Origin of the sequence: Nocardioides sp. L-11A (assembly GCA_029961745.1) — a bacterium.
In the GTDB taxonomy this organism is placed as follows: domain Bacteria; phylum Actinomycetota; class Actinomycetes; order Propionibacteriales; family Nocardioidaceae; genus Nocardioides.
In genome coordinates this window covers 3069164-3093884 of sequence record CP124680.1, presented here as the reverse complement: position 1 = coordinate 3093884, position 24721 = coordinate 3069164, and the positions used below count along the sequence as shown (strand labels likewise).

25 protein-coding genes are annotated in these 24721 nt (G+C 73.4%); 24 read left to right on the top strand and 1 reads right to left on the bottom strand.

Annotated elements, in window-relative coordinates; all coding sequences use genetic code 11:
* Positions 1-159 precede the first annotated feature (159 nt).
* Complete coding sequence (locus tag QJ852_14845) at positions 160-537, top strand: single-stranded DNA-binding protein (protein ID WGX94432.1); 378 nt, start codon at positions 160-162, stop codon at positions 535-537.
* On the opposite strand, the gene QJ852_14840 is transcribed toward QJ852_14845, so the two are convergent.
* Positions 497-1648 carry a DUF1015 family protein gene (locus tag QJ852_14840; GenBank protein WGX94431.1) on the bottom strand — a complete coding sequence of 384 codons (1152 nt, stop codon included), beginning with the start codon at positions 1646-1648 and terminating at the stop codon, positions 497-499. The two genes, QJ852_14845 and QJ852_14840, sit on opposite strands and share 41 nt — an antisense overlap.
* A gap of 50 nt (positions 1649-1698) precedes the next feature.
* Here QJ852_14840 and QJ852_14835 point away from each other — a divergent pair, with 50 nt between their 5' ends.
* The 23 genes from QJ852_14835 (at position 1699) to QJ852_14725 (ending at position 24713) form a co-directional block, all read left to right on the top strand.
* Positions 1699-2724, top strand: coding sequence for an HAD-IIA family hydrolase (locus tag QJ852_14835; GenBank protein ID WGX94430.1), 1026 nt, complete (start codon positions 1699-1701; stop codon positions 2722-2724).
* Positions 2725-2733: 9 nt separating this feature from the next.
* Entirely contained in the window at positions 2734-2934 is a 201-nt protein-coding gene (locus tag QJ852_14830) for a hypothetical protein (protein ID WGX94429.1), read from the top strand.
* Entirely contained in the window at positions 2934-3767 is an 834-nt protein-coding gene (locus QJ852_14825; protein ID WGX94428.1) for a TlyA family RNA methyltransferase, read from the top strand. The genes QJ852_14830 and QJ852_14825 overlap by 1 nt, the downstream gene beginning before the upstream one ends.
* The gene (locus QJ852_14820; protein ID WGX94427.1) at positions 3764-4744 is read left to right on the top strand and encodes an NAD kinase; all 981 of its coding nucleotides are present in this window, start codon (positions 3764-3766) and stop codon (positions 4742-4744) included. Before QJ852_14825 ends, QJ852_14820 begins: the two co-directional genes overlap by 4 nt.
* The gene (gene recN, locus QJ852_14815; protein ID WGX94426.1) at positions 4741-6495 is read left to right on the top strand and encodes a DNA repair protein RecN; all 1755 of its coding nucleotides are present in this window, start codon (positions 4741-4743) and stop codon (positions 6493-6495) included. The genes QJ852_14820 and recN overlap by 4 nt, the downstream gene beginning before the upstream one ends.
* Positions 6496-6532: 37 nt before the next feature.
* The gene (locus QJ852_14810) at positions 6533-8275 is read left to right on the top strand and encodes a CTP synthase (GenBank protein ID WGX94425.1); all 1743 of its coding nucleotides are present in this window, start codon (positions 6533-6535) and stop codon (positions 8273-8275) included.
* Positions 8272-8865 carry an NUDIX hydrolase gene (locus tag QJ852_14805; GenBank protein WGX94424.1) on the top strand — a complete coding sequence of 198 codons (594 nt, stop codon included), beginning with the start codon at positions 8272-8274 and terminating at the stop codon, positions 8863-8865. Before QJ852_14810 ends, QJ852_14805 begins: the two co-directional genes overlap by 4 nt.
* Positions 8866-8875: 10 nt before the next feature.
* Positions 8876-9991 (top strand): alanine dehydrogenase, encoded by a 1116-nt coding sequence (gene ald / locus QJ852_14800; protein WGX94423.1) that lies wholly within the window; start codon positions 8876-8878, stop codon positions 9989-9991.
* 4 nt (positions 9992-9995) lie between these two features.
* Positions 9996-10964, top strand: a complete 969-nt coding sequence (locus QJ852_14795; protein ID WGX94422.1) for a site-specific tyrosine recombinase XerD — start codon at positions 9996-9998, stop codon at positions 10962-10964.
* Positions 10957-13494, top strand: coding sequence for a DUF3516 domain-containing protein (locus tag QJ852_14790; GenBank protein WGX94421.1), 2538 nt, complete (start codon positions 10957-10959; stop codon positions 13492-13494). The genes QJ852_14795 and QJ852_14790 overlap by 8 nt, the downstream gene beginning before the upstream one ends.
* 369 nt (positions 13495-13863) lie before the next feature.
* Positions 13864-14679, top strand: coding sequence for a ParA family protein (locus QJ852_14785; GenBank protein WGX99466.1), 816 nt, complete (start codon positions 13864-13866; stop codon positions 14677-14679).
* 2 nt (positions 14680-14681) lie between these two features.
* Positions 14682-15005 carry a hypothetical protein gene (locus QJ852_14780; protein WGX94420.1) on the top strand — a complete coding sequence of 108 codons (324 nt, stop codon included), beginning with the start codon at positions 14682-14684 and terminating at the stop codon, positions 15003-15005.
* A gap of 7 nt (positions 15006-15012) precedes the next feature.
* Positions 15013-15864 (top strand): ScpA family protein, encoded by an 852-nt coding sequence (locus tag QJ852_14775; GenBank protein ID WGX94419.1) that lies wholly within the window; start codon positions 15013-15015, stop codon positions 15862-15864.
* Positions 15857-16507 carry an SMC-Scp complex subunit ScpB gene (scpB, locus tag QJ852_14770; protein ID WGX94418.1) on the top strand — a complete coding sequence of 217 codons (651 nt, stop codon included), beginning with the start codon at positions 15857-15859 and terminating at the stop codon, positions 16505-16507. Before QJ852_14775 ends, scpB begins: the two co-directional genes overlap by 8 nt.
* A complete protein-coding gene (locus tag QJ852_14765) occupies positions 16497-17249 on the top strand; it encodes a pseudouridine synthase (protein ID WGX94417.1) in 753 nt (250 codons plus the stop codon). Before scpB ends, QJ852_14765 begins: the two co-directional genes overlap by 11 nt.
* A gap of 15 nt (positions 17250-17264) precedes the next feature.
* Positions 17265-18089: an AraC family transcriptional regulator gene (locus tag QJ852_14760; protein ID WGX94416.1), complete on the top strand. Its 825-nt coding sequence runs from the start codon at positions 17265-17267 to the stop codon at positions 18087-18089.
* Positions 18082-18495: a VOC family protein gene (locus QJ852_14755; GenBank protein ID WGX94415.1), complete on the top strand. Its 414-nt coding sequence runs from the start codon at positions 18082-18084 to the stop codon at positions 18493-18495. The genes QJ852_14760 and QJ852_14755 overlap by 8 nt, the downstream gene beginning before the upstream one ends.
* Positions 18496-18513: 18 nt before the next feature.
* Positions 18514-19590: a prephenate dehydrogenase gene (locus tag QJ852_14750; protein ID WGX94414.1), complete on the top strand. Its 1077-nt coding sequence runs from the start codon at positions 18514-18516 to the stop codon at positions 19588-19590.
* Between the two features lie 10 nt (positions 19591-19600).
* Positions 19601-20281 carry a (d)CMP kinase gene (gene cmk, locus QJ852_14745; GenBank protein WGX94413.1) on the top strand — a complete coding sequence of 227 codons (681 nt, stop codon included), beginning with the start codon at positions 19601-19603 and terminating at the stop codon, positions 20279-20281.
* 92 nt (positions 20282-20373) lie between these two features.
* The gene (locus QJ852_14740; protein ID WGX94412.1) at positions 20374-20973 is read left to right on the top strand and encodes a lysophospholipid acyltransferase family protein; all 600 of its coding nucleotides are present in this window, start codon (positions 20374-20376) and stop codon (positions 20971-20973) included.
* Entirely contained in the window at positions 20966-22306 is a 1341-nt protein-coding gene (gene der, locus QJ852_14735; GenBank protein ID WGX94411.1) for a ribosome biogenesis GTPase Der, read from the top strand. Before QJ852_14740 ends, der begins: the two co-directional genes overlap by 8 nt.
* A gap of 171 nt (positions 22307-22477) precedes the next feature.
* Entirely contained in the window at positions 22478-23062 is a 585-nt protein-coding gene (locus QJ852_14730) for a hypothetical protein (GenBank protein ID WGX94410.1), read from the top strand.
* A gap of 13 nt (positions 23063-23075) precedes the next feature.
* Entirely contained in the window at positions 23076-24713 is a 1638-nt protein-coding gene (locus QJ852_14725) for a DNA polymerase Y family protein (protein WGX94409.1), read from the top strand.
* The last annotated feature ends 8 nt before the right edge of the window (positions 24714-24721 follow it).

Sequence of the window (24721 nt, the reverse complement as noted above, 5' to 3'; positions counted from 1 at the left end):
CCATCGGTGTCGTTGCTCGTCCACAGGCCCGGCAGGTGAGGGTTTCGTCCACAGCGCGTAGCGGACCGGACGTGGAGCGGCGGGCGCTGGGCGCACGATGGTCCTCGACAGGGCGAGCGGCGGAGCTCGCTGCGACGAGATCTCGGGAGGTGGCCGGCGATGGCGGTCGACCAAGTGGCAGGTGCGGTGCCGGACGCCGCGGCCAACACGGTGGTGCTGAGCGGTCGGGTGGCGTCAGCTCCGGAGGAGCGGGTGCTGCCGAGCGGCGACCGACTGTGGACCTGCCGGGTCATCGTGCCGCGCTCCGAGGTGCGTCGACTCGCGTCGGGGCGCAGAGGCCCGTCCGTCGACGTGGTCGACCTGGCCGGCTGGTCGGCCCGGGTGCGGCGCTCGATGCGCGGTTGGCGCGCCGGCGACGTGGTGGGCGTCGAGGGCGCGCTGCGGCGCCGGTTCTACCGCATGGGCGGACAGACCGCGTCGCGGGTCGAGGTCGAGGTCACGACAGCTCGGGTGCTGCGTCGCGCAGCGAACGGATGAGGACGCCCAGGCTGGGCTTGGGCTGGAAGGAGGTGGCCTTCTCGGGCAGCAGCCGGTCGGCCTCGGCGACCCGGAGCACCAGCTCGACCGACGGAGCCGGCATCAGGACGGCGATCGCGTCCGCGCGGGCTCCGCCGAGTGCGTCGTCGACGGTGTGGTGGTAGGCGATGCCTGTCGGCCCGTGGGGGAGAGCCGGCACGACCCGCCGGTGCAGGGCCTCGACAGCCGCCTCGTCCGGTCCGTTCCCCAGCCCGACGACGGCCCAGCGATCACCGTCGGTGGCCGCGAGACGGGCCGAGGAGAGGGCCTGGACGGCGTCGGGCTGGGCCAGCTCGCGGTACTCGAGCCGGAGGGTCTCGGCGGCGTCGCGCAGATCGTCGAGCGAGGTCCCGCCGAGGGTGCGGTGGATGGGGCCGAGGAAGAGCGGCGTGTCCGTCTGGTCGACCAGCATGGCCAGGCCCAGGTCGGTGGGTCGCGGGCCGGTCGGGCCGCCGACGCGGCGGCGCTGGAGCCGGAGGTAGGCCGCGTACCGGTGATGGCCGTCGGCGATGAGGGCGCGGCCGTCGGCCAGCTCGGCGGCGACGGCGGCGAGCGTCTCGGGGGAGCGCTCGGCCCAGATCCGGTGCTCCTGGCCAGCTCGGTCGGTGAAGGCGTGGTCCGGTTCGCGTCGGGCCACGGTGCCGAGGAGGTCACGCAGTCGCTGACCGCCCTGATGGACCAGGAGGATGGGCGCGGGGTTGAGCTGCATCTCGTCCATCCGGTCGGCCAGCTCGTCGGCCTGGGCGGGATGGATGCCTTCGTGCGGCAGCACGGCGCGGTCTTCGGGCCGTGCTGCCCGGCGGGAGACGTCGAGTGCGCCGACCAGGCCACGGACCGTCATCCCGTTGGCGCTGTACTCGTGCAGGTAGAGCGCTGGAGCGGTGTCGGCGCGGACCAGGCCGCGGGTCTGCCAGCGCTGGAGGCGGGCGGACACGTCCTTGTACGGGCGCGCGAACGCGCGGCCGGTGCTGGGGTGGCCCACACGGGCAGGCGTGAGCATCAGGGCTGCGAACGGCTCCAGGCGCAGCGGCCCGGCCACATACGGTGGCGTCACCAGGGCTGTCGCGTCCATCAGGGCATCGTACGGAGGCCGTGGTGGTGGCTGCTGGCAAGGTGGTCCTCGTGTTGCTCACCTCCACCGCACCCCTGGCTGACGCCTACGACGTGGCCATGCTCGACCTGGACGGCGTCGTCTACGTCGGACAGCAGGCCGTCGACGGTGCCGCCGGCCATCTCGCCCGGGCCCGGGCGAGGGGCCTGACGGTCGCCTTCATCACCAACAACGCCTCCCGCCCGGCGGCGGTGGTCGCCGGGCACCTGCGCGAGCTGGGTGTGCCGGCCGAGGACGCCGACGTGGTGACCAGCGCCCAGGCGGCGGCCCGGCTGTTGATGGAGCGGTTCGGCCGGGGGGCGCGGGTGCTGTGTCTGGGTGGGGACGGACTGCGCAGTGCGCTCGAGGAGGTGGGCCTGGTCGCGGTCGGCGTGGACGCCGCGGCGGAGGCGGCTGTCAGCGGGTACGGGCCGGACCTGTTGTGGCGCGACATCATGCGGGCGGCGGTGCGGATCCGGGACGGGCTGCCGTGGCTGGCGAGCAACACCGACCACACGATCCCGACAGCCTACGGAGTGGCGCCGGGGCACGGCGTCCTGGTGGACATGATGGCGCGGTTCACCGGGGTGACGCCGCAGGTGGCGGGGAAGCCGGCACGGCCGTTGCTGGATGAGACCGTGCGGCGCACCGGCGCCCGACGGCCCCTGATGGTCGGCGACCGCCTGGACACCGACATCGAGGGCGCGCGGAACGCGGGGATCGACTCCCTCCTGGTGCTGACCGGCGTCACCGGGCTCGCCGAGCTGGTCGCCGCGGCACCAGCGGAGCGCCCGACCTATGTCGCGCCGGACCTCGGCGGGCTCACCGTGCCGCACGGGGCGCCGCAGCGGGACGAGGACGGGCGTTGGCGCCTCGGGGGCTGGACGGGTCGGGTCGAGGCGGGCCGGCTGGAGCTCGAGCGCAGCGGCGCCATGGCCTCGGCTGCCGACTGGTGGCGGGTGGCCGCAGTGGCCGGCTGGGACCACCGGGACCGGACGGGCGCTGCGCCCGACGTCACCTCGGCACGGGTCCCCGAACCCGACCCGACGGCGCGGTAGCCTCGCGTCATGACCGAGGTAGGTGTTCCGGCGCCCACGCCGACCGGGATCGACGCCGTCGACCGGGTGCTCGATCTCGTCGCGGGGCTCGCCGAGCGTCCGATCGAGGAGCACGCGGGCGTGCTCGAGGAAGCGCACAGCGAGCTGCGGCGCACCCTCGACAACCCGCCTGCCGCATCCGTCGTGGCCGGCACGTCCGCCGGACCGTAGTGCCACCGCGCCGACTGCGCCTCGACGCGGAGCTGGTCCGCCGCGGGCTGGCGCCGTCCCGGGAGCGCGCCGCACAGCTGATCGCCGACGGCCGGGTGAAGGTCGCGGGCGCTCTCGCGACCAAGCCCGCGACCGGGGTCACGACCGATGTCGCGATCGTGGTGCGTGAGGGGGAGCACGGCCCGGACTACGTGTCCCGGGGTGCGCACAAGCTCGCGGGGGCCCTGGCGGCCTTCACTCCGCGTGGGCTGGCGGTCGCGGGCCGGCGCTGCCTGGACGCAGGCGCGTCGACGGGTGGGTTCACCGACGTGCTGCTCCGGGCGGGAGCGGGCGAGGTGGTCGCCGTCGACGTGGGCTACGGCCAGCTGCACTGGTCGCTGCAGCAGCACGAGCGGGTGGTCGTGCACGACCGGACCAACGTCCGCACCCTCACCGCCGACGACATCGGCGGGCCGGTCGACCTCGTGGTCGGCGACCTGTCCTTCATCTCGCTGCGGCTGGTGCTCGACGCCCTCCTCGGCGTGACCCGGTCCGACGGGGACCTGGCGCTGATGGTCAAGCCCCAGTTCGAGGTCGGCAAGGACCGGCTCGGCAAGGGCGGAGTGGTCCGCGACCCCGAGCTGTGGGTGGAGACGGTGCTGGCCGTCGCGCACGCGGCCGCGGAACGCGGCTGGGGCGCCCGCGCGGTGACGGTGAGCCCGCTGCCGGGTCCCTCGGGCAACGTCGAGTTCTTCCTCTGGCTGCGGCACGGGCCGGCGACGCTGAGCGACGAGGCGCTCTCCGTGGTCGTCCGGCGTGGCACGTCGGACCCGGATGAGAGGGTGAGCCCATGACGTCCGCGACCGACGAGACCGTGCGCCGGGTGCTCGTGCTCGCCCACACCGGCCGCAGCGAGGCCCGCGACGTCGCGCGCGCCTTCGTCAAGGAGCTGACCGGCCACGGCATCGTCGTCCGGCTGCTGCGGCACGAGGCCGACGACCTCGACCTGGCGCCCGCCGACTACCAGCCGTCGGTCGAGCTGACCGACTCGGAGTCCGACGCGAGCCACGGCTGTGAGCTGACCGTGGTCATCGGCGGCGACGGGAGCATCCTGCGCGCCGCCGAGGTGACCCACCAACGCTCGACGCCCGTGCTGGGCGTCAACCTCGGGCACGTCGGCTTCCTCGCCGAGGCCGAGCACGAGGACGTCGCGGCCACGATCGACGCGATCGTCCAGCAGCGCTACACCACCGAGGACCGGCTCACCCTCGACGTCAAGGCGTACGTCGGAGGCCGGCTCGTCTACGCGACCTTCGCCGTCAACGAGGCCAGCGTCGAGAAGGCCGCCCGCGAGCGGATGCTGGAGGTGGTCGTCGAGATCGACGACCGACCGCTCTCGCGGTGGGGGTGCGACGGGGTCGTGTGCGCGACGCCGACGGGCTCCACGGCCTACAACTTCAGCGCCGGAGGGCCGATCGTGTGGCCGCAGGTCGAGGCGCTGTGCATCGTGCCGCTGAGCGCGCACGCCCTGTTCGCGCGGCCGATGGTGGTCGCCCCCTCCTCGGTCATCGCGATCGAGGTCCTCGAGGGCAACCAGGGCTCCGGGGTGCTCTGGTGCGACGGCCGCCGCAGCGTCGACCTGCCGCCCGGAGCCCGCATCGAGGTGAGTCGCGGGCAGCGTCCCGTCCGCCTGGTCCGGCTCCACCAGGCGCCGTTCACCGACCGCCTGGTGGCGAAGTTCGGGCTGTCCGTCGAGGGCTGGCGCGGGGCTGCGGCCGAGCGGCGCCAGCTGCGGCAGTCGGGCGGCACGGCGAGGGGGGCGGCGCAGTGATCGAGGAGATCCGGATCAGCTCGCTCGGGGTCATCGACTCCTCGACGCTCGAGCTCGGGCCCGGACTGACCGTCATCACCGGCGAGACCGGTGCCGGCAAGACCATGGTCGTCACCGCGCTCGGCCTGTTGCTCGGCGGCCGGGCCGACAGCGGCGCGGTCCGGGCGGGCGCCAAGCAGGCCCGGGTCGAGGGGCTGGTCGCGGCGGCCGCGCTGCCCGGCCTGGTCGCCGCGGTCGAGGAGGCCGGCGGCGAGGCCGACGACGACGGGATCGTGCTGGCCCGCAACGTGAGCGCGGAGGGCCGTTCCCGGGCGTTCGCGGGCGGCGCCGCGGTGCCGGTCGCGACGCTGGCCGGGCTCGCCGAGCCGCTGGTCGCGGTGCACGGGCAGTCCGACCAGCACCGGCTGCTGAAGGCACAGACCCAGCGCCATGCGCTCGATCGGTTCGGCGCCCTGGGCCGGATCCATGCCGACTACGTCGCCGTCCACGACCGGCTGGTCGCCACCGAGCGCGAGCTGGCCGAGGTGACGGCGACCGCGCGGGAGCGGGCCCGGGAGGCCGACCTGCTGCGCTTCGGTGTCGACGAGGTCGCCGCCGTCGCGCCCCAGCCCGGCGAGGACGCCGAGCTGGCCGCGGAGGAGGCGCGCCTCGGGCACGCCGACACCCTGCGCGGCGCCTCCGAGCAGGCTCGGGAGGCGCTCTCCAGTGAGCACGGCTCGCCCGACGCCCTCGGGGCGGTGGCGGCCGCACGCGGCCTCCTCGAGGGCGTCCGCGACCACGACGCCGAGGCCGGTGCCCTGGCCGACCGGGTGGCCGAGGTGAGCTACCTGCTCTCCGACGTCGCGGCCGACGTGGCGTCGTACGCCTCGCGGATCGACACCGACCCGGCCCGGCTGGCAGCCGTCTCCGAGCGCCGGGCGGCGCTGATCGCCCTGACCCGCAAGTACGGCGACACGGTCGACGAGGTGCTGGCCTGGGCGGAGCGGTCGGCGATGCGACTGCTGGATCTGGACTCGACCGACGACCGGATCCGGGAGCTCGCCACCGAGGCCGCCGCGCTGCGCGAGGAGCTGGCCGCGGCCGGCACCCGGCTCAGCGAGGCGCGGGTCGAGGCCGCCGGGCGACTGGGCGCGGAGGTCTCCGGCGAGCTCACGCTGCTGGCGATGCCGCACGCCGTGGTCACGATCCGGGTCTCGCCGCGGGTCGCGGATGCGCCGGCCGACCCGGGCCACCCGCCGGCCGACGTGCTGCGGGTGGGTGAGCGCTGGGTGCGCTTCGGGCGCAGCGGCCTCGACGAGGTCGAGTTCCTGCTGGCGGCCAACACCGGCTCGGAGCCGCGCCCCCTGCACAAGGGTGCCTCCGGCGGCGAGCTCTCGCGGGTGATGCTGGCGGTCGAGGTCTGCCTGGCCGGCACCAGCCCGGTGCCGACGTTCGTGTTCGACGAGGTCGACTCCGGGGTCGGCGGCGCGGCCGCCGTCGAGATCGGGCGCCGGCTGGCGACGCTGGCCGACCAGGCCCAGGTCCTCGTCGTGACCCACCTGCCGCAGGTCGCCGCCTTCGCCGACCGCCATGTCCTGGTCGAGAAGTCCAGCGACGGCTCGGTGACCAGCTCGGGTCTGGTCACGCTCGACGATGCGGGGCGCGAGCGTGAGCTCTCGCGGATGCTGGCCGGCCTCGCCGAGTCCGACACCGCCCTCGCCCACGCGCGCGAGCTGCTCGAGCTCGCACGAAACGCCCCGCGGGCACAGTGAAACACCCCGGCATGACGTAGGATGGAATCCCGTGAACATGGCGTCCCCATACGGTCAGACACAGCGCGGACAGAATCAACAGGCAAAGCACGTCTTCGTCACCGGAGGCGTCGCCTCCTCGCTGGGCAAGGGACTCACCGCCTCCAGCCTCGGCCGGCTGCTGCGCTCGCGCGGCCTGCGGGTCACGATGCAGAAGCTCGACCCCTATCTCAACGTCGACCCCGGGACGATGAACCCCTTCCAGCACGGTGAGGTGTTCGTCACCAACGACGGCGCGGAGACCGATCTCGACATCGGGCACTACGAGCGATTCCTCGACACCGATCTCAACCAGATCGCCAATGTCACCACCGGGCAGGTCTACTCGTCGGTGATCGCCAAGGAGCGCAAGGGCGAGTACCTCGGCGACACCGTCCAGGTGATCCCCCACATCACCAATGAGATCAAGGACCGGATCCTCGCGATGGGCCACGGCGACGAGCCCGTGGACGTGGTCATCACCGAGATCGGCGGCACCGTCGGCGACATCGAGTCGCTGCCCTTCCTCGAGGCCGCGCGCCAGGTCCGCCACGACATCGGTCGTGACAACGTCTTCTTCCTGCATGTCTCGCTGGTGCCGTTCATCGGCCCGTCGGGTGAGCTGAAGACCAAGCCCACCCAGCACTCCGTCGCCGCCCTGCGCCAGGTCGGCATCCAGCCCGACGCGGTGGTCTGCCGCGCGGACCGGGAGCTGCCGGAGAGCATCAAGAAGAAGATCTCACTGATGTGCGACGTCGACCAGGAGGCCGTCGTGACGGCCGCCGACGCGCCGTCGATCTACGACATCCCGAAGGTGCTGCACCGTCAGGGCCTCGACGCGTACGTCGTCCGCCGGCTGAACCTGCCCTTCCGTGATGTCGACTGGACGGTCTGGGACGACCTGCTCCGCCGGGTGCACCACCCGAAGGAGGACGTCACCGTCGCCCTGGTCGGCAAGTACGTCGACCTGCACGACGCCTACCTGTCGGTGAGCGAGGCGCTCCGCGCCGGCGGCTTCGCCCACGAGGCCAAGGTGGAGATCCGCTGGGTCGCCTCGGACGACTGCGAGACCCCGTCCGGCGCGGCCAAGCACCTCGCCGACGTCGACGCGATCTGCGTGCCCGGCGGCTTCGGCATCCGCGGGCTGGAGGGCAAGCTCGGCGCGCTGACCTACGCCCGCGCCCACGGCATCCCGACCCTCGGCCTGTGCCTGGGCCTGCAGTCGATGGTCATCGAGTACGCCCGCACCGAGCTCGGCCTGGCCAAGGCCGGCTCGACCGAGTTCGACCCGGACACCCCGGAGCCGGTCATCGCCACGATGGAGGAGCAGAAGTCCATCGTCGAGGGCGCGGGCGACCTGGGCGGCACCATGCGCCTGGGCCTCTACCCGGCGCAGCTCAAGCCCGGCACCATCGCCCGTGAGGTCTACGGCGCCGAGGTCATCGAGGAGCGGCACCGGCACCGCTACGAGGTCAACAACACCTACCGCGCCCAGCTCGAGGAGGCCGGCCTGGTCTTCTCCGGGCTCAACGCCGAGCTCGACCTGGTCGAGTTCGTCGAGCTGCCGCGCGACGTGCATCCCTACTACATCGGCACCCAGGCCCACCCCGAGCTGCGCTCGCGGCCCACCCGCCCCCACCCGTTGTTCGCCGGCCTGGTGGGCGCGGCGATCAAGCGACAGCGCGAGACCAGGCTCGAGATCGACGACTCGAACCTGCACGCCGAACCGGTCGACCCCACCGAGTCCGTCGACGAGCAGTGAGCCTGCTGCGCGACGTCCCCGAGTCGTGGCCGGTCGAGGACAGCAACGACCTGCATCGCGACGACTGGGTGGTCGCCTTCCGCTCCGACCGGATCCGGCGTCCCGGCGCCGAGGACGAGGAGCCGTTCCGGCGGCTGGTCCTGGAGCATCCCGGTGCGGCCGTCGTCCTGGCCATCGACGAGGACGACCGCGTGCTCTGCCTGCGGCAGTATCGCCACCCGGCGCAGTACCGGCTGGTCGAGCTGCCCGCGGGGGTGGTCGACCACCCCGGTGAGGACCCGGAGCAGGTCGCCCGCCGCGAGCTGCGCGAGGAGGCAGCACTGGCGGCGGAGCGTTGGACGCACCTGCTCTCGACGCTCAGCTCACCCGGGTACTCCGCCGAGCGGATCCACTACTACCTCGCGGAGGGCCTCTCGCCGGCCGACCGGGGGGACTTCGTGCTGCGCCACGAGGAGGCCGACCTGGAGACCTTCTGGGTGCCCTTCCCCGAGCTGGTCGACGCCATCCTGGCCGGCGACGTCACCGACGGGCCGGTCGTCCAGGCTGTCCTCGCCTGTCACGTGCTGCGGGAGCGCGCCCGGCGGGCGTAGATTCCCCGGTATGCGCATCGGCGTGCCGAAGGAAGTCAAGAACCACGAGTACCGGGTGGCCATCACCCCGATCGGCGTCCACGAGCTGGTGGCCAAGGGCCACCAGGTCGTGGTCCAGGCCGGCGCGGGCGAGGGCTCCTCGATCAGCGATGCCGACTACGTGGCGGCCGGTGCGGCGATCCTGCCGGACGCCGACGCGGTGTGGGACGCCGCGGAGCTGGTGCTGAAGGTCAAGGAGCCGGTTGCCGAGGAGTACCACCGGATGCGTCAGGGGCAGGTGCTGTTCACCTACCTCCACCTTGCGGCCGACCGCGCGCTGACCGAGGAGCTGGTCGCCCGCGAGGTCACCGCGATCGCCTACGAGACGGTGCAGCTGCCCTCCGGAGCGCTGCCCCTGCTCTACCCGATGTCCGAGGTCGCCGGCTGCCTCGCGCCGCAGGTCGGCGCCTACTCGCTGATGAAGGCCCAGGGTGGGCGGGGGGTGCTCATGGGCGGCGTCGGCGGGGTCGCCAACGCCAAGGTGGTGGTGATCGGCGCCGGTGTGGCCGGGCAGAACGCCGCCAACATCGCGCTCGGCATGGGCGCCGACGTCACCCTGCTCGACACCGACCTCGACAAGCTGCGGATGTCGTTCTGGCGCTACGACAACCGCGTCCACGGGCTCGCCTCGTCCAAGCTGGCGATCGAGCAGCAGGTCACCGAGGCCGACCTGGTGATCGGGGCGGTGCTGATCCCCGGCGCGGCGGCGCCGAAGCTGGTGTCCAACGACCTGGTGGCGCGGATGAAGCCGGGCTCGGTGCTGGTGGACATCGCGGTCGACCAGGGCGGCTGCTTCGAGGACACGCACCCGACGACCCATGCCGACCCGACGTACCAGGTCCATGGCTCGACGTTCTACTGCGTGGCGAACATGCCGGGCGCTGTACCGAACACCTCGACCTACGCGCTGACCAACGCCACGCTGCCGTACGTCGTCGCGCTGGCCGACAAGGGCTGGCGGGAGGCGTGCCGGTCCGACACCAGCCTGGCGCTCGGCATCAACACCCACGCGGGTGTCCTGACCAACGCCGCGGTCGGTGAGGCCACCGGCATCGCGGCGGTCCCGATGGCCGAGGCGCTAGCCTGACCGCGTGAGTGGCACAGGGGCGGTGGACCGGGCGGTCCGCACGTACCTGGACCATCTGACGGTCGAGAAGGGACTGGCGGCCAACACGCTGACCTCCTACCGCCGCGACCTGCGACGCTATCGTGAGTACCTCGCCGGCGTCGGGATCGGCGGGCTGGACGACGTCACCGAGGCCACCGTCACCGAGTTCAAGACCCGGCTCCGCGAGGGCGACGCCGACCATCCGCCGCTGAGCGCGTCGAGCGCGGCGCGCACGGTCGTCGCGGTGCGCGGCTTCCATCGGTTCGCCGCCGCCGACGGCCTCGCGACGGCGGACCCGGCGGCGGCGGTCAAGCCGCCGAGGCCCGCCAAGCGGCTGCCCAAGGCACTGCCCCTCGCCGACGTCGAGGCCATCCTCGAGGCGGCCGGCGCTCCCGACACCCCGCTCGCCCTGCGCGACCGGGCCCTGCTGGAGGTTCTCTACGGCACCGGGGCCCGGATCTCGGAGGCGGTCGGACTCGACGTCGACGACGTCAGCCACCTCGCCGTGCCCGAGCTCGACCCGGCCGACGCGACGCTGTTGCTGCGCGGCAAGGGCGGCAAGGAGCGGCTGGTCCCGGTGGGCTCCTACGCCCGGGCCGCGCTGTCGGCGTACCTCGTCCGGGGACGGGCGAGCCTGATCGGGGTCTCGACAGGCTCGACCAGCAGTGCGGCACTCTTCCTCAACGCCCGCGGCGGCCGGCTCAGCCGGCAGTCGGCCTGGGCGACGCTGGTCAAGGCCGCCGAGCGCGCCGGCGTGACCCGCGACGTCTCGCCGCACACCCTGCGGCACTCGTTCGCCACCCACCTGCTCGACGGCGGTGCCGACGTGCGCGTGGTCCAGGAGCTGCTGGGGCACGCGTCGGTGACGACGACGCAGGTCTACACGCTCGTCACCGTCGACAACCTGCGTGAGGTCTTCGCGACCGCACACCCGAGAGCCCGCCATGGCTGACGCGTACGACCGGATCCTGGAGCACGCGGAGGACCAGGGGCTGGCGCTGTACCCGCACCAGGAGGACGCGATCCTCGCGCTGCTGGCGGGCGACAACGTGGTGCTCGCGACGCCGACCGGGTCGGGCAAGTCCCTGGTGGCCATGGCGGCCGCGATGGGGGCACTGGCCGATGACCGGGTCACCTTCTACACCGCGCCGATCAAGGCGCTGGTGAGTGAGAAGTTCTTCGACCTCGTCGAGATCTTCGGCGCCGCCGATGTCGGCATGCTCACCGGGGACGTGGCGGTCAACGCCGACGCGCCGATCATCGCGTGCACCGCCGAGGTGCTCGCCAATATCGCGCTGCGCGAGGGCGACCGGGCCGACGTCGGCATGGTCGTGATGGACGAGTTCCACTTCTACGGCGAGCCGGGCCGCGGCTGGGCCTGGCAGGTGCCGCTCATCGAGTTGCCGCAGGCGCAGTTCCTGCTCATGTCGGCCACGCTCGGCGACACCACGGAGCTCGGCGCCGACCTGACCCGCCGCAACGGCCGCGAGACCACGATCGTCGACGACGCCGAGCGCCCGGTGCCGCTCGACTTCACCTGGTCGCTGGAGCCGATGGGGGAGAAGCTCGAGGAGCTCGTCACCACCGGCCAGGGCCCGGTCTACGTCGTCCACTTCACCCAGGCGGCCGCGGTCGAGCACGCGGTGTCGCTGCTGAGCGGGCCGGGGCGCCTGGTCACCGTGCTGCCCAAGGACCGCAAGGAGCAGATCGCCGAGAGGATCGCCGGAGTCCGCTTCGCCGCCGGCTTCGGCCAGACACTCAACAAGCTGCTGCGCCAGGGGATCGGCGTCCACCACGCCGGGATGCTGCCGCGCTACCGGCGCCTGGTCGAACAGCTCGCCCAGGCCGGTCTCCTCACCGTCATCTGCGGCACCGACACCCTCGGCGTCGGCATCAACGTGCCGATCCGGACCGTGCTGTTCACCGGGTTGGCGAAGTTCGACGGCTCCCGGCAGCGGGTGCTGCGCACGCGCGAGTTCCTGCAGATCGCCGGGCGTGCGGGCCGGGCGGGGTTCGACACGGCGGGCTATGTCGTCGTCCAGGCACCTGAGCACGTCATCGAGAACGAGAAGGCGAAGGCCAAGGCGGCCGCCAAGAACGCCGCGATGAGCGCCGAGAAGCAGGCGAAGCGAGGCTCGAAGGCCCAGCTCAAGAAGCCGCCGCCCGGCACCGTCGTGTGGACCGAGCAGACCTTCGACAAGCTCGTCGAGGGGAGGCCCGAGCCGCTGAAGTCGCAGATGAAGGTCGACAACGCGATGCTGGTCAACGTCCTCTCCCGCGAGGAGGACGCGTTCCCGGTCATGCGCCGGCTGCTCATGGACAACCACGAGGAGCGACGCAGCCAGCTGCGGCTGGCCAAGCGTGCGGTCCGGCTGGCCCGCAGCCTGGTCGCCTCCGAGGTGCTGACCCGGCTCGACGAGGTCGACGCCGACGGCCGACGCTACGTGCTGACCGAGGCGCTGCCCGACGACTTCGCGCTCAACCAGCCACTGTCCCACTTCGCGCTGGCGGTGCTCGACGTGCTCGACCCCGACAGCGAGACGTTCATGCTCGACGTGATCTCGGTCGTCGAGGCCACGCTCGAGGCGCCGCGCCCGCTGCTCATGGCCCAGCGGCACCAGGCCCGCGGTGAGGCGATCGCCGCGCTCAAGGCCGACGGCGTCGAGTACGACGAGCGGATGGCCCTGGTCGAGGACATCACCTGGCCCGAGCCGCTGAGCGACCTGCTCGAGCCGCTCTTCGAGACCTACCGGGAGCGGCATCCCTGGCTCGCGCCCGACGCGTTGGTCCCCAAGTCGGTGGTCCGCGAGATGTGGGAGCAGGGGATGGGGTTCACCGACCTCGTCTCGCGCTACCAGGTGGCCCGCTCCGAGGGCCTGGTGCTGCGCTATCTCACCGACGCCTACCGCGCGCTGCGGCAGACCGTGCCGGCGTCGTACCGGACGCGTGGTGAGGGGGAGCTGGAGCTGCTGGTCGACTGGCTGGGCGAGACGGTCCGCCAGGTCGACTCCTCGCTGCTCGACGAGTGGGAAGCGCTCAACGACCCGTCCCACGCCACGCGCGAGGTCAGCCAGCACGCCCCGCCGCCCCCGCCGCGCCCGCTCAGCCAGCAGGGCCGGGTCTTCGAGGTCATGGTCCGCAACGCGCTGTGGCGGCGCGTCGAGCTGGTCGCCCGCGACGACGTGCCGGCCCTCGCCGCGCTCGACGAGGGCGCGGAGTGGGGCAGCGCCGAGTGGGACCAGGCCATCGAGGACTACTACGCCGAACACGACCGGCTGCTCACCGACGCCGACGCGCGCGGCCCGGCGCTGCTCGCCCTGGAACGCTCCGCCGACCGGTGGGTCGTGACCCAGACGCTGCACGACCCGGAGGGCAATCACGACTGGGTGATCCGGGCCGAGGTCGACCTCGCGGCCAGCGACGAGGCCGGCGAGGCGGTCGTCCGGACGGTGGAGATGGTGAGCCTCACCGGCCCCTCCTGAGGCCCCCTTCCGGCCGGCTGTCGGCGCGCCTCCCGAATGTCGCCGTGTCGACATTGTTGGATGGAGGAGTCCCGGGCTCTGGGGAAGGAGCCCGCAACCACACCAGAGATGGTCCAGACAAAGGTGAGGGCGATGGTCGGCTACTACGGAGGATCCAGTGCACCCGACATGCCGCCGCGGATGCCGATCCCGGCGCCCGGCAGCGACGTACCGCTCGGCACGGAGGACGCTGCCGTGACGGGCGAGGCATCCCCGCGCGAGGACGCGATGACGCTGCAGTTCCCGCTGCCTGACCGCGGGGCGCCGGAGAGCGTCGCCGAGCGTGCGGTGCAGACGGTGACCGGCGAGATCGGCCCGACCGGCCGACCGATGCCGGTGCTGCCGGAGCCGCGGCCGGTGACCGCTCACGGCAACGCCCGCGTGATCTCGATGTGCAACCAGAAGGGTGGCGTCGGCAAGACCACGACCACCATCAACCTCGGGGCCGCGCTCGCCGAGTTCGGCCGCAAGGTGCTGCTCGTCGACTTCGACCCGCAGGGCTCGCTCTCGGTGGGTCTGGGGCTCAACCCGCACGAGATGGAGAGCACGGTCTACAACCTGCTCATGGACCCGGAGGCCACGCTCGACGAGGTCGTCGTGCCCTCCGGTGTGCCGGGCATGGACCTGCTGCCCTCCAATATCGACCTCTCGGCCGCCGAGGTGCAGTTGGTGCACGAGGTCGCCCGCGAGCAGACCCTGCAGCGGGTCCTCGCCCCGGCGATCGCGGAGTACGACGTCATCCTCATCGACTGCCAGCCGTCCCTCGGCCTGCTGACCGTCAACGCGCTCACCGCCTCCGACGGCGTCATCGTGCCGCTGGAGTGCGAGTACTTCGCGCTGCGCGGCGTCGCGCTGCTCAAGGCGACCATCGACAAGGTCAAGCAGCGCCTCAATCCCGGTCTCGAGGTCGACGGCGTCCTCGGCACCATGTACGACGGGCGCACGCTCCACGGTCGCGAGGTGCTCGAGCGCCTGGTGCAGGCCTGGGGTGACCAGGTCTTCCACACCGTCATCCGCCGCACGGTGAAGTTCTCCGACTCGACCGTCGCCGGTGAGCCGATCACGTCCTACGCCTCCGGATCGAGCGGGGCGGAGGCGTACCGCCAGCTCGCGAAGGAGGTGGCGGCCCGGTGTCTCGACGTGTGAGCATGCCGGCCGCGGACGACCTGTTCCGGCCGACCTCGGAGCCGTCCGGGCCGGCGGTCCGCGCCGTCCCCGATCCGCCCGCCGAGCTGCCGACCGACGCGCCCAAGGGCCCGAGCGGCCGGGTCCGGCACGACGAGAAGATCACCGTCTACGTCACCTCGGCGGAGCTGATGGAGCTGGAGCGGGCGCGGCTCACCCTGCGCGGCGAGCACGGCATGGCTGTCGACCGCGGCCGTCTGGTCCGCGAGGCGCTGCATCTGGTCCTGGGCGAGCTCGAGGCCGAGGGGGAGAGCTCCGCGCTGGTCAGGCGCCTGCGTGAGTCATGATGCTGGGGTGAGCGAGGAGGGGACGGAGGAGGTCCACGGCGGCTTCGCCGTCCGTCTCGCGAACTTCGAGGGTCCGTTCGACCTCCTGCTGAGCCTGATCTCCAAGCACAAGCTGGACGTCACCGAGATCGCGCTCTCGCAGGTCACCGACGAGTTCATCGCCCACATCAAGCAGCTGCCCGACGACGCGCTGGAGGAGACCACCTCCTTCCTGCTCGTCGCGGCGACCCTGCTCGACCTGAAGGCGGCCCGGCTGCTGCCGGCCGGCGACGTGGAGGACGAGGAGGACCTCGCGCTGCTGGAGGCGCGAGATCTGCTCTTCGCGCGGCTGCTGCAGTACAAGGCCTACAAGCAGGTCGCCGCGTTGTTCGACGCGCGGCTGCAGGCCGAGGCCCGGCGCTTCCCGCGAGCGGTCGGGCTGGAGGATCGGTACGCCGGGCTGCTGCCCGAGGTGCTGATCGGCATCGGCCTGGACCAGTTCGCGGCGCTGGCGGCCAAGGCGATGACCCCGAAGCCGGAGCTGCAGCTGACCCTGCACCACATCCACGCGCCGACCGTGAGCGTGCGCGAGCAGGCCGCGATCGTGGTCGACCGGCTGCGGCGCAGCGGCACCTTGACCTTCCGGGCGCTGTGCGGCGACGTGCCCGACACGCTGACCACGGTCGCGCGCTTCCTCTCGCTGCTCGAGCTGTTCCGCGAAGGAGCGGTGGCCTTCGACCAGGTGACCCCGCTGGGCGAGCTGACGGTCCGCTGGACCGGCGACGAGGCGGTCGATGTGGAGGATCTGATCACCGACGAGTTCGACGGGGCGGCGCCGGCCGGCGACCCGCCCCCGGAGGAGAGTCCGAGCGATGAGTGAACCAACCGACGCGCCCGCCGAGGAGGCGCTGCCCGTCCCCGTCGCCGAGCTGCGACCCGCGCTGGAGGCGGTGCTCATGGTCGCCGACCAGCCGCTCGACGCGGTCTCGCTGGCCACGGCGGTCGGCTACCCCGAGCCGCAGGTGACCGAGGCGCTCGCCGCGCTGGCCGCCGAGTACGACGAGCAGGGCCGCGGCTTCGAGCTGCGCAACGTCGCGGGCGGGTGGCGCTACTACACGCGCGAGGAGCTCGCGCCCGTCGTCGAGGCCTTCGTGCTGGAGGGCCAGCAGGCCCGGCTCACCCAGGCCGCGCTGGAGACCCTCGCCGTCGTCGCCTACCAGCAGCCGGTGTCGCGGGCGCGGGTGTCCGCGGTGCGAGGGGTCAACGTCGACGGCGTGATGCGGACCCTGATCAGCCGCGGCCTGGTCGAGGAGGCGGGCCGCGACGGCGAGCATGGCGCGACGCTGTACCGCACGACCGGCTACTTCCTCGAGCGGATCGGCATCGTCTCCCTCGAGGAGCTGCCCGACCTCGCGCCGCACCTGCCCGAGCTCGCCGAGGTCGAGGAGGAGCTCGCGCCCGCCGTCGAGCCTGCGGCGGAGCCCGTCGACGCGTCGTCGGAGGAGCCTGCCGATGACGCGTGACATCGCCGTCGACGACGACGGCCAGATCCGGCTGCAGAAGCTGCTCGCGCAGTCGGGCGTCGCCTCGCGCCGGCGCTGCGAGGAGCTGATGCTCGAGGGAGAGGTCGAGGTCGACGGCGAGATCGTCACCCGCCTCGGCACCAAGGTCGACCCGCGCACCGCGGTGATCAAGGTGTCCGGGAGGCGGCTGCCCCCGGTCTCCGACCACGTGTACCTCGTGCTCAACAAGCCGCGTGGCGTGGTGTCCACGATGTCCGACCCGCAGGGTCGCCGTACCCTCTCCGACCTGGTCGCCGACCGCAAGGAACGGTTGTTCCACGTGGGCCGGCTCGACACCGACACCTCGGGCCTGCTGCTGCTCACCAACGACGGCGACTTCGCGCACCGGATGGCGCACCCCTCGTTCGAGGTCGAGAAGACCTACGTCGCCGAGGTCGCCGGACGGCTCGCCAAGGGCACCGTCGCCGACCTGCTCGCCGGAGTCACGCTCGACGACGGCCCGGTGGAGGTACGCCGGGCGCGGGTCATCGACACCTCGGCCGACAGGTCGATCATCGAGCTGGTCATCCACGAGGGCCGCAACCGGATCGTGCGCCGGCTGCTCGACCAGGTGGGCCACCCGGTGCGTCAGCTGAGCCGGACCAGGTTCGGTCCGATCGAGCTCGGCACCCTGCGCGGCGGCGCGCTGCGGGAGCTGTCGGACGACGAGCTCGGCCAGCTGCTGGAGCTGGTCGGCCTGTAGACCTACGGTGGGTGGGTGATCCCGGTCGCGCCCGTGCCCACCGCGCTGCGGCGCTACGTCGCGACGCGGATCCCGTACGACGTCGACTTCGGAGCGCCCGGCGTCCACCGGGGACTGCCGTCGACCACGCTGACCTTCGTGCTGCCGCTCGATGAGCCGCTGCGGGTCTCCTGGCCGGGGGAGGCGGGGTCCCTGCACGCCGCGTGGGGATCCCTGTCGGGCCTGCACACGGCGCCGGCCGCGGTGCACCACGACGGCGCACAACGCGGCATCCAGCTCGCGCTCACCGTCGAGGGCGCCCGGGCCCTGCTCCGGCGGCCCGCCTCGGACCTGGCCGGCGCCCTGACCGACGTCGACGAGGCCGTCGTGCCGCGCGCGCTGCGGGAGCTCCCCGAGCGCCTGAACGACCTCCCTTCCTGGCCCGCCCGGGTGGCGTTGGTCGACCGCACCCTCGCGGCCCTGGCCGCGGCGTCGGGTGACCTCGCCCTCCGCGCCGAGGTGGCGCGGGCACTGGCGCTCCTCACGTCCGGGACGCCGGTCGCCGGCGTGGCCGCGGAGGTCGGCTACAGCCGGCGTCGGCTGTCCACCCTGGTCCGGGCCGAGTGCGGTCTCGCGCCGAAGGCGTACCAGCGAGTCGCGCGCCTGGAGGCGGCGCGGCAGGTGCTGGGGCGCCGGCCGTTGGCCGAGGTGGCGGCGCTGTGCGGCTACAGCGACCAGGCGCATCTGACCCGGGAGTGGAGCATCCTGGCGGGGTGCACGCCCACGACCTGGCTGCGCGACGAGTTCCCGTTCGTTCAAGACCGCAGGGACGAACCGGACGCAGGATCGGAGCATGACTGACACAGCGACCTCCGCAGCGACTATCCGGCTCTGGGCGGCGATGCAGTTCCGCGACACCGACGCGATGTCCGCCTGGCTGCGAGCCATCGGCTTCACCGAGCACGCCACCCACCGCGACGAGCAGGGCACCGTGGTCCACGCCGAGTGGCTGTGGCCCGGCGGTGGCGGCCTGATGTTCGGCGCGGTGCGCCCCGAGAGCCCGCTCCAGCCCGCGGGCTCCGGTGCGGTCTATCTGGTGACCGACGACCCCGACGCCGTCTTCGGGGCCGCGGTCGCGGCGGGCGCGAGCGTGGAGCGGGCGATGGTGGACCAGGACTACGGCGGTCGCGGCGGCAGCGTCCGCGACCCCGAGGGCAACCACTGGTCGTTCGGGTCCTACCAGCCGGGCGCCGACGCGGGGGCGTGATCCCCTAACCTTGCCTGCGTGTCGGAGACGAGAGTGCTCGCAGGCCCGGTCGAGATCGTCGGGACCGGGCTGATCGGCACCTCGATCGCGCTGGCCTGCCGCCGTGCCGGCCTCGACGTGCTGCTCACCGACACCGCCTCCGATCACGTGCGCACCGCGACCGGGCTCGGCGCGGGACGGGCCCGCACGGCGGCCGACGTCCCGCAGCTGATCGTGGTCGCCGTACCCCCGGATGCGCTGGGCGCCGTCCTCGGCCAGGTCCTCGACGACGCCGGACCCGAGACCGTCGTGACCGACGTCGGCAGCGTCAAGGCCGGCCCGCTGGCCGCCGTGGTGGGGCACCCGGCCGTGAGCCGGTACGTCGGCAGCCACCCGATGGCGGGCACCGAGCACTCCGGCCCGCTCGCGGCCAACGCCGAGCTGTTCGACGGCCGACCGTGGGCGATCACCCCCGGTCCGGAGGCCGCGCCCGCCGCGACCCGGGTCGTGGAGGCGCTGGCCGCGGTCTGCGGTGCCGTCCCGGTGCACCTGAGCCCGGTCGAGCACGACCGGGCCGTCGCGCGCACCTCGCACGTGCCGCACCTGATGGCCTCGCTCGTCGCGGGCACGCTCGCGGGCGCCTCGGCCGAGCACCTCGCGCTGTCGGGCACCGGCGTGCGCGACGTCACCCGGGTCGCCGGCGGCGACCCCCGGCTCTACAGCCAGATCATCGGCGGCAACGCGTCCGCCGTCGCCGCCCTGCTCGCCGAGGTCCGCGACCGGCTCGACCTCGCGCTCGAGGCGGTCGCCGGCGGCGACCGGGTCGGCCTGGAGTCACTGCTGGCCTATGGCCAGGCGGGCACCCGTGCCATCCCCGGCAAGCACGGCGCCGCCCCACAGCCGATGGCGGCGGTCCGGGTGGCCCTGCCCGACCAGCCGGGCGGCCTGGCCCGGCTGTTCGCCGACGCCGGTGACAGCGGCGTCAACATCGAGGACGTGCGGATCGACCACGACCCCGGCCGGCCGGTCGGCCTCGTCGAGCTCGACGTGGTGGAGGGCCGGGCCGAGGAGCTGCGGTCCGCTCTGGAGTCGAGAGGGTGGGTGACCCACCGGTAAGGTTCCGCCCGTGAACGCGCCGGTGAACGTAGTCGTAGCAGTGGACGGAACCTCCGGCTCGGGCAAGTCCAGCACCTGTCGCGCGGTCGCCGACCGGCTCGGGCTGCGCTACCTCGACACGGGCGCGCAGTACCGCGCGATCACCTGGTGGATGCTCGACCAGGGGGTCGACGTGCACGACCCGGCCGCGGTCGCCGTACGCGCGGGGGAGCCGGTGCTGGCCTCCGGCACCGACCCGCTCGCGCCCACCATCACCGTCGACGGTCGTGATGTCTCCGTCGAGATCCGCAGCGACGAGGTCAACGCCGCTGTCTCGCCGGTCAGCGCGGTGCCCGAGGTCCGCTCGCGGCTGGTCGACCTCCAGCGCACGATCATCGCCCCCGTCGACGGACCCCGGGGCGGAATCGTCGTCGAGGGCCGCGACATCGGCTCCGTCGTCTGGCCGCAGGCCGAGCTCAAGGTCTACCTCACCGCCGACCCGGCCGCACGGGCCGCCCGCCGGGCCCTGGAGAACGGCGGTGCCGACGTCACCGCCACCCAGGAGTCCCTGCTCGCCCGCGACCGGATCGACTCCGGCCGGGCGGTCGCCCCGCTGACCATGGCCGACGGCGCGATCCACGTCGACTCCACCGAGCTGACCCTGGACGAGGTCGTCGACGTGGTGGTGGGCCTGGTGATGGAGCGCCGGTGAGCGCGCACCGGGCCCCGCGCCCCGCGCGCTGGCTCCTCCGTGGGGGACGGCCGACGTCACGGTGGTTGATCCGGCGCCGGTGGGACGTCCGCGTGCACCACGCCGAGCGGTTCCCGCGGACCGGGCCCGCCGTCGTCGCGGGCAACCACATCGGATTCGTCGACGGGCCGCTGATGGCGATCTTCGCCCCGCGGCCGGTGCACGCGCTGACCAAGATCGAGATGTTCTCCGGACCGCTCGGAGTGTTCCTGCGGGCCTCCGGACAGATCCCGCTGGACCGTGACCACACCGACCCGGCCGCGGTGCGGATCGCGCTGCGGGTGCTCCGCGAGGGGTACGCGGTCGGCGTCTTCCCCGAGGGGACCCGGGGGCCGGGTGACCTGGAGAGGTTCCACGGCGGGGCGGCGTACCTGGCGCTGGTGACGGGCGCGCCCGTCGTACCGCTGACCTTCCTGGGCTCCCGCGATCCGGGTGGATCGAGCAGCTCGCTGCCGCATCGGGGGGCCCGGATCGACATCGTCGTGGGGGAGCCCTGCGCCGTCGATGCGGTGCCCTGGCCCCGGACGCGGGAGAATGTCTCATCTACCTCGGCCGCGCTGCGCGACCACATGCAGCAGCAGCTGGCCGGAGCCCTGGACGAGACGGGGCGGAGCCTGCCCGGCCCGCTCCCGCAAGGAGAACGTGATGAGTGAAGACACCCCGACCGGGGTGGTCCCGGTGCTGGCCGTCGTCGGCCGCCCGAACGTCGGCAAGTCGACCCTGGTGAACCGGATCCTCGGTCGCCGCGAGGCGGTCGTCGAGGACATCCCCGGCGTGACCCGTGACCGGGTCTCCTACGACGCCGAGTGGGCCGGTCGCGCGTTCACCCTCGTCGACACCGGCGGCTGGGACCCCGACGCCCGTGGCATGGCCGAGCGGATCAAGGTGCAGGCCGAGGTCGCGGTCACCCTGGCCGACGCCGTGCTCTTCGTCGTCGACGCGTCCGTGGGCATCACCGACGCCGACGAGGCGGTGGTCCGGGTGCTGCGCAAGTCCGGCAAGCCGGTCGTGCTCGCCGCCAACAAGGTCGACGACGAGCGGGCCGAGGCGGAGGCCTACGGCCTGTGGAACCTCGGCCTCGGCGAGCCGTGGCCGGTCTCGGCACTGCACGGCCGCGGCTCGGGCGACCTGCTCGACGCCGTCCTCGCGGTGCTGCCCGAGGCCCCGGACCGGGTGGAGGAGGAGATCGGCGGACCCCGCCGGATCGCCATCGTCGGCCGCCCCAACGTCGGCAAGTCCTCCCTGCTCAACAAGCTCGCCGGCGAGGAGCGTGTCGTCGTCGACAATGTCGCCGGCACCACGGTCGACCCCGTCGACGAGCTGGTGTCGCTCGGCGGCCGCGACTGGCGGTTCATCGACACCGCCGGCATCCGCAAACGGGTCAAGGAGGCCTCGGGACACGAGTACTACGCCTGGCTGCGGACCTCGACCGCGATCGAGCGCGCCGAGGTGTGCGTCCTCGTGCTCGCCGGCAACGAGTCCATCGCCGAGCAGGACATGCGGATCCTGCAGGAGGTGCGCGAGGCCGGCAAGGCGCTCGTGATCGCCTTCAACAAGTGGGATCTCGTCGACGCCGAGCGCCGCTACTACCTCGACCGCGAGATCGAGCGCGACCTGGTGCAGGTGCAGTGGGCGCCGCGGATCAACATCACGGCGAAGACGGGCTGGCACGTCGACCGGCTGGTGCCCGCCCTCGACCGTGCCATCGAGGGCTGGGAGACCCGGGTCTCCACCGGTGCGCTCAACGCCTTCCTGGGCAGGATCGTCGCCGAGCACCCGCACCCGGTCCGTGGCGGCAAGCAGCCGCGGATCCTGTTCGGCAGCCAGGTGCAGAGCGCGCCGCCGGTGTTCAAGCTGTTCACCACCGGCAAGCTCGACCAGGGCTACGAGCGGTTCGTCGAGCGCCGGCTGCGCGAGGAGTTCGGGTTCGTCGGTACGCCCATCGAGATCAAGGTGCAGCCGCGGGAGAAGCGCGCGCGTCGCTAGCCCGGGTGGGCGTCGGGTGCTTCGGGTGGGCGATCCGGGGGCGCGGCGTTGCGGTTTGGTCCCAAACCGCAACAATTCAGCTGATTTCCCTGCGGTTTCTGCCCAATCGTGACGTCCTCACAGGCCGGGTCCCCGCTTGCCATGTTCGAACAAATGTTCGAACATGGAGGAGTGAGCCAGCCCGCCGTCATCGACCAGCTGCGTGGCCGGATCGCCGCCCTCGAGGGCGGTCCGACCCGGCTGTTCGTGCCGGTCCTGCCGATGCTCGCTGGGCTGGTCCAGCTGCGCACCGGCGGGGTCTACGGCGTCGACTCCGCGACCCTCGGCATGACGCTGGCCGCCGGCGCCTCGCAGGCCGGTGAGTGGGTCGGGTTCGCCGGGTGGGACGACTTCGGCGCCGAGGCCGCCCAGCAGCGGGGGATCGTGCTCGGCCGCACGGTCCTGGTGCCCGCGCCCGGCGAGCACTGGCTCGAGGTCACCGCGGCCCTCGTCGATGTGCTCCGGGTCGTGGTGCTGCGCCCGCCCGGCGGCGTCGACCCGAAGTCGGCTGCCCTCCTCGAAGCCCGGCTGCGGGCCCGCTCGGCGGTGCTCGTGGTGCAGGGGGAGTGGCCGCGCTGCGAGGCGCGGATCAGCGCCGAGGAGGTCGCCTGGGCCGGGCTCGACCAGGGCCGTGGTCGGCTGCGCGAGCGACGGGCGACCCTCGTCGCGCGCGGTGGTGGGCGGATGCCTGCCCGCGCCGAGGTGGTGCTCGACTGATGGCGGATGCGTGATGGCGGGGCGGACGATGGTCCTGTGGTGTCCGGACTGGGCGGTCACGGCGGGCATGCTGGAGCTGGCCGACACCGGTGCCTGGACGGGGGCGGAGCCGGGCGTCGACGCGGCGGCGCCGGCCGTCGTCCTCGCCAACAACGTGGTGACGGTGTGCAATGCCGCCGCCCGTTCCGAGGGCGTACGCCGCGGGCAGCGGCGTCGTGACGCCCAGGCGCGCTGTCCCGAGGTGATGCTGCTCGCGGCCAACCCCGACCGGGACGCCCGGTGGTTCGAGCCGGTGCTCGCGGCGGTGGAGGCGGTGCGGCCGGGGGTGGCGCCGCTGCGACCCGGTCTGCTCGCCGTGCCCGCCCCGGGACGCTACTTCGCCCGCCGCGGGCTCGACGGGGAGGAGGCCGCGGCGGCGGTGCTCGCCGAGCGTCTCGTGCAGGAGGGGGTGTGGGACAGCCGGTTCGGTGCGGCCGACGACCTCTACACCGCCGAGCGGGCCGCCCGGCAGGCGTCGCCGCAGGCCTGCCTGTCGATCGCGGCGGGCGGCTCGGCGGAGTTCCTGCGTGGCCTGCCGGTCACCGTCCTCGCCGACGACGGACCGGAGGGGGCCGAGCTCGCCGGCCTGCTGCGCCGGCTCGGCCTGGCGCTGCTGGCCGACTTCGCCCGGCTCGGAGCAGGCGAGGTCGCCAACCGGTTCGGGAGCTACGGCGCCGATGTGTGGCGGCGGGTGCAGGGCCGGGAGGCGACCCGGCTCGCCCCCCGCACCCCGCCGCCGGAGCTGGCCTGTGCGATCTCCTTCGAGCCGCCCCTCGAGTCCGCCGAGGCCGTCACCTTCAGCGTCCGCACCACCGCCGAGCGGTTCGTCGCCGGTCTCGCCGACCGGCAGCTCGTGGCGACCTCGGTCCGGATCGAGGCGGAGTTCGAGGAGGGGGTCTCCACCCGGACCTGGCTGCACCCTCGGTGCTTCACCTCACGCGACCTGGTCGACCGGGTGCATTGGCAGCTCCAGGCCGGGATGGCGTCCTCGGGCCTGCGCAGCCGCAAGTCCGTCGGCGAGACGATCTCCTCGGCGGTCACCGTCGTCCGCTTCCTGCCCGATGTCGTCGAGCCGGCCGGCGACCACGCCGACGGGCTGTGGGGCGGCGGCGCCGAGGAGCAGGTGGTGCGCGGGGTCGCCCGGGTCCAGGCGATGGTCGGGTACGACGCCGTCCGGGTCCCCGTGCTCCAGGGCGGCCGGGGCGCCGCCGATCGGCAGGCGCTGGTGCCGTGGGGCGAGCGACCGGTCGGGCTGCGTCCCGTCGATCGTCCGTGGCCGGGCCGGATCCCGGGGCCGGCTCCGAGCCGGGTCTTCGCCACGCCCCTCGAGGCGGAGGTCGTCGACGAGGCCTCGGTCCCGGTGGCCGTCACGCCGCGCGGGCTGGTGACGGGGGAACCGTGGCGGATCCGGATCGGCCGGCACTGGTGCCCGGTCGCCTCCTGGGCCGGGCCCTGGCCGGTCGACGAGGGGTGGTGGCTCGCGTCGAGCGGAGCCGCGGGCCCGGCCCAGGGGCTGACCGCCCGGTTCCAGGTGGTGGGCGTGGACGGCCGGGCCTGGCTGCTGCGCTGGCACGCGCCCGCCCGCTGGGAGGTGGAGGCGGCCTATGACTGAGTGACCCC

Bases quoted from the DNA above. Each gene is read 5' to 3' on its own strand.
- der (WGX94411.1), top strand. From the start codon at position 20,966: ATGAGTGAAGACACCCCGACCGGGGTGGTCCCGGTGCTGGCCGTCGTC.
- QJ852_14780 (WGX94420.1), top strand. From the start codon at position 14,682: ATGCCGGCCGCGGACGACCTGTTCCGGCCGACCTCGGAGCCGTCCGGG.
- QJ852_14840 (WGX94431.1), bottom strand. From the start codon at position 1,648: ATGGACGCGACAGCCCTGGTGACGCCACCGTATGTGGCCGGGCCGCTG.
- QJ852_14820 (WGX94427.1), top strand. From the start codon at position 3,764: ATGACGTCCGCGACCGACGAGACCGTGCGCCGGGTGCTCGTGCTCGCC.
- scpB (WGX94418.1), top strand. From the start codon at position 15,857: ATGAGTGAACCAACCGACGCGCCCGCCGAGGAGGCGCTGCCCGTCCCC.
- QJ852_14755 (WGX94415.1), top strand. From the start codon at position 18,082: ATGACTGACACAGCGACCTCCGCAGCGACTATCCGGCTCTGGGCGGCG.
- QJ852_14785 (WGX99466.1), top strand. From the start codon at position 13,864: ATGCCGGTGCTGCCGGAGCCGCGGCCGGTGACCGCTCACGGCAACGCC.
- QJ852_14810 (WGX94425.1), top strand. From the start codon at position 6,533: ATGGCGTCCCCATACGGTCAGACACAGCGCGGACAGAATCAACAGGCA.
- QJ852_14725 (WGX94409.1), top strand. From the start codon at position 23,076: ATGGCGGGGCGGACGATGGTCCTGTGGTGTCCGGACTGGGCGGTCACG.
- QJ852_14790 (WGX94421.1), top strand. From the start codon at position 10,957: ATGGCTGACGCGTACGACCGGATCCTGGAGCACGCGGAGGACCAGGGG.
- QJ852_14845 (WGX94432.1), top strand. From the start codon at position 160: ATGGCGGTCGACCAAGTGGCAGGTGCGGTGCCGGACGCCGCGGCCAAC.
- QJ852_14830 (WGX94429.1), top strand. From the start codon at position 2,734: ATGACCGAGGTAGGTGTTCCGGCGCCCACGCCGACCGGGATCGACGCC.
- QJ852_14765 (WGX94417.1), top strand. From the start codon at position 16,497: ATGACGCGTGACATCGCCGTCGACGACGACGGCCAGATCCGGCTGCAG.
- ald (WGX94423.1), top strand. From the start codon at position 8,876: ATGCGCATCGGCGTGCCGAAGGAAGTCAAGAACCACGAGTACCGGGTG.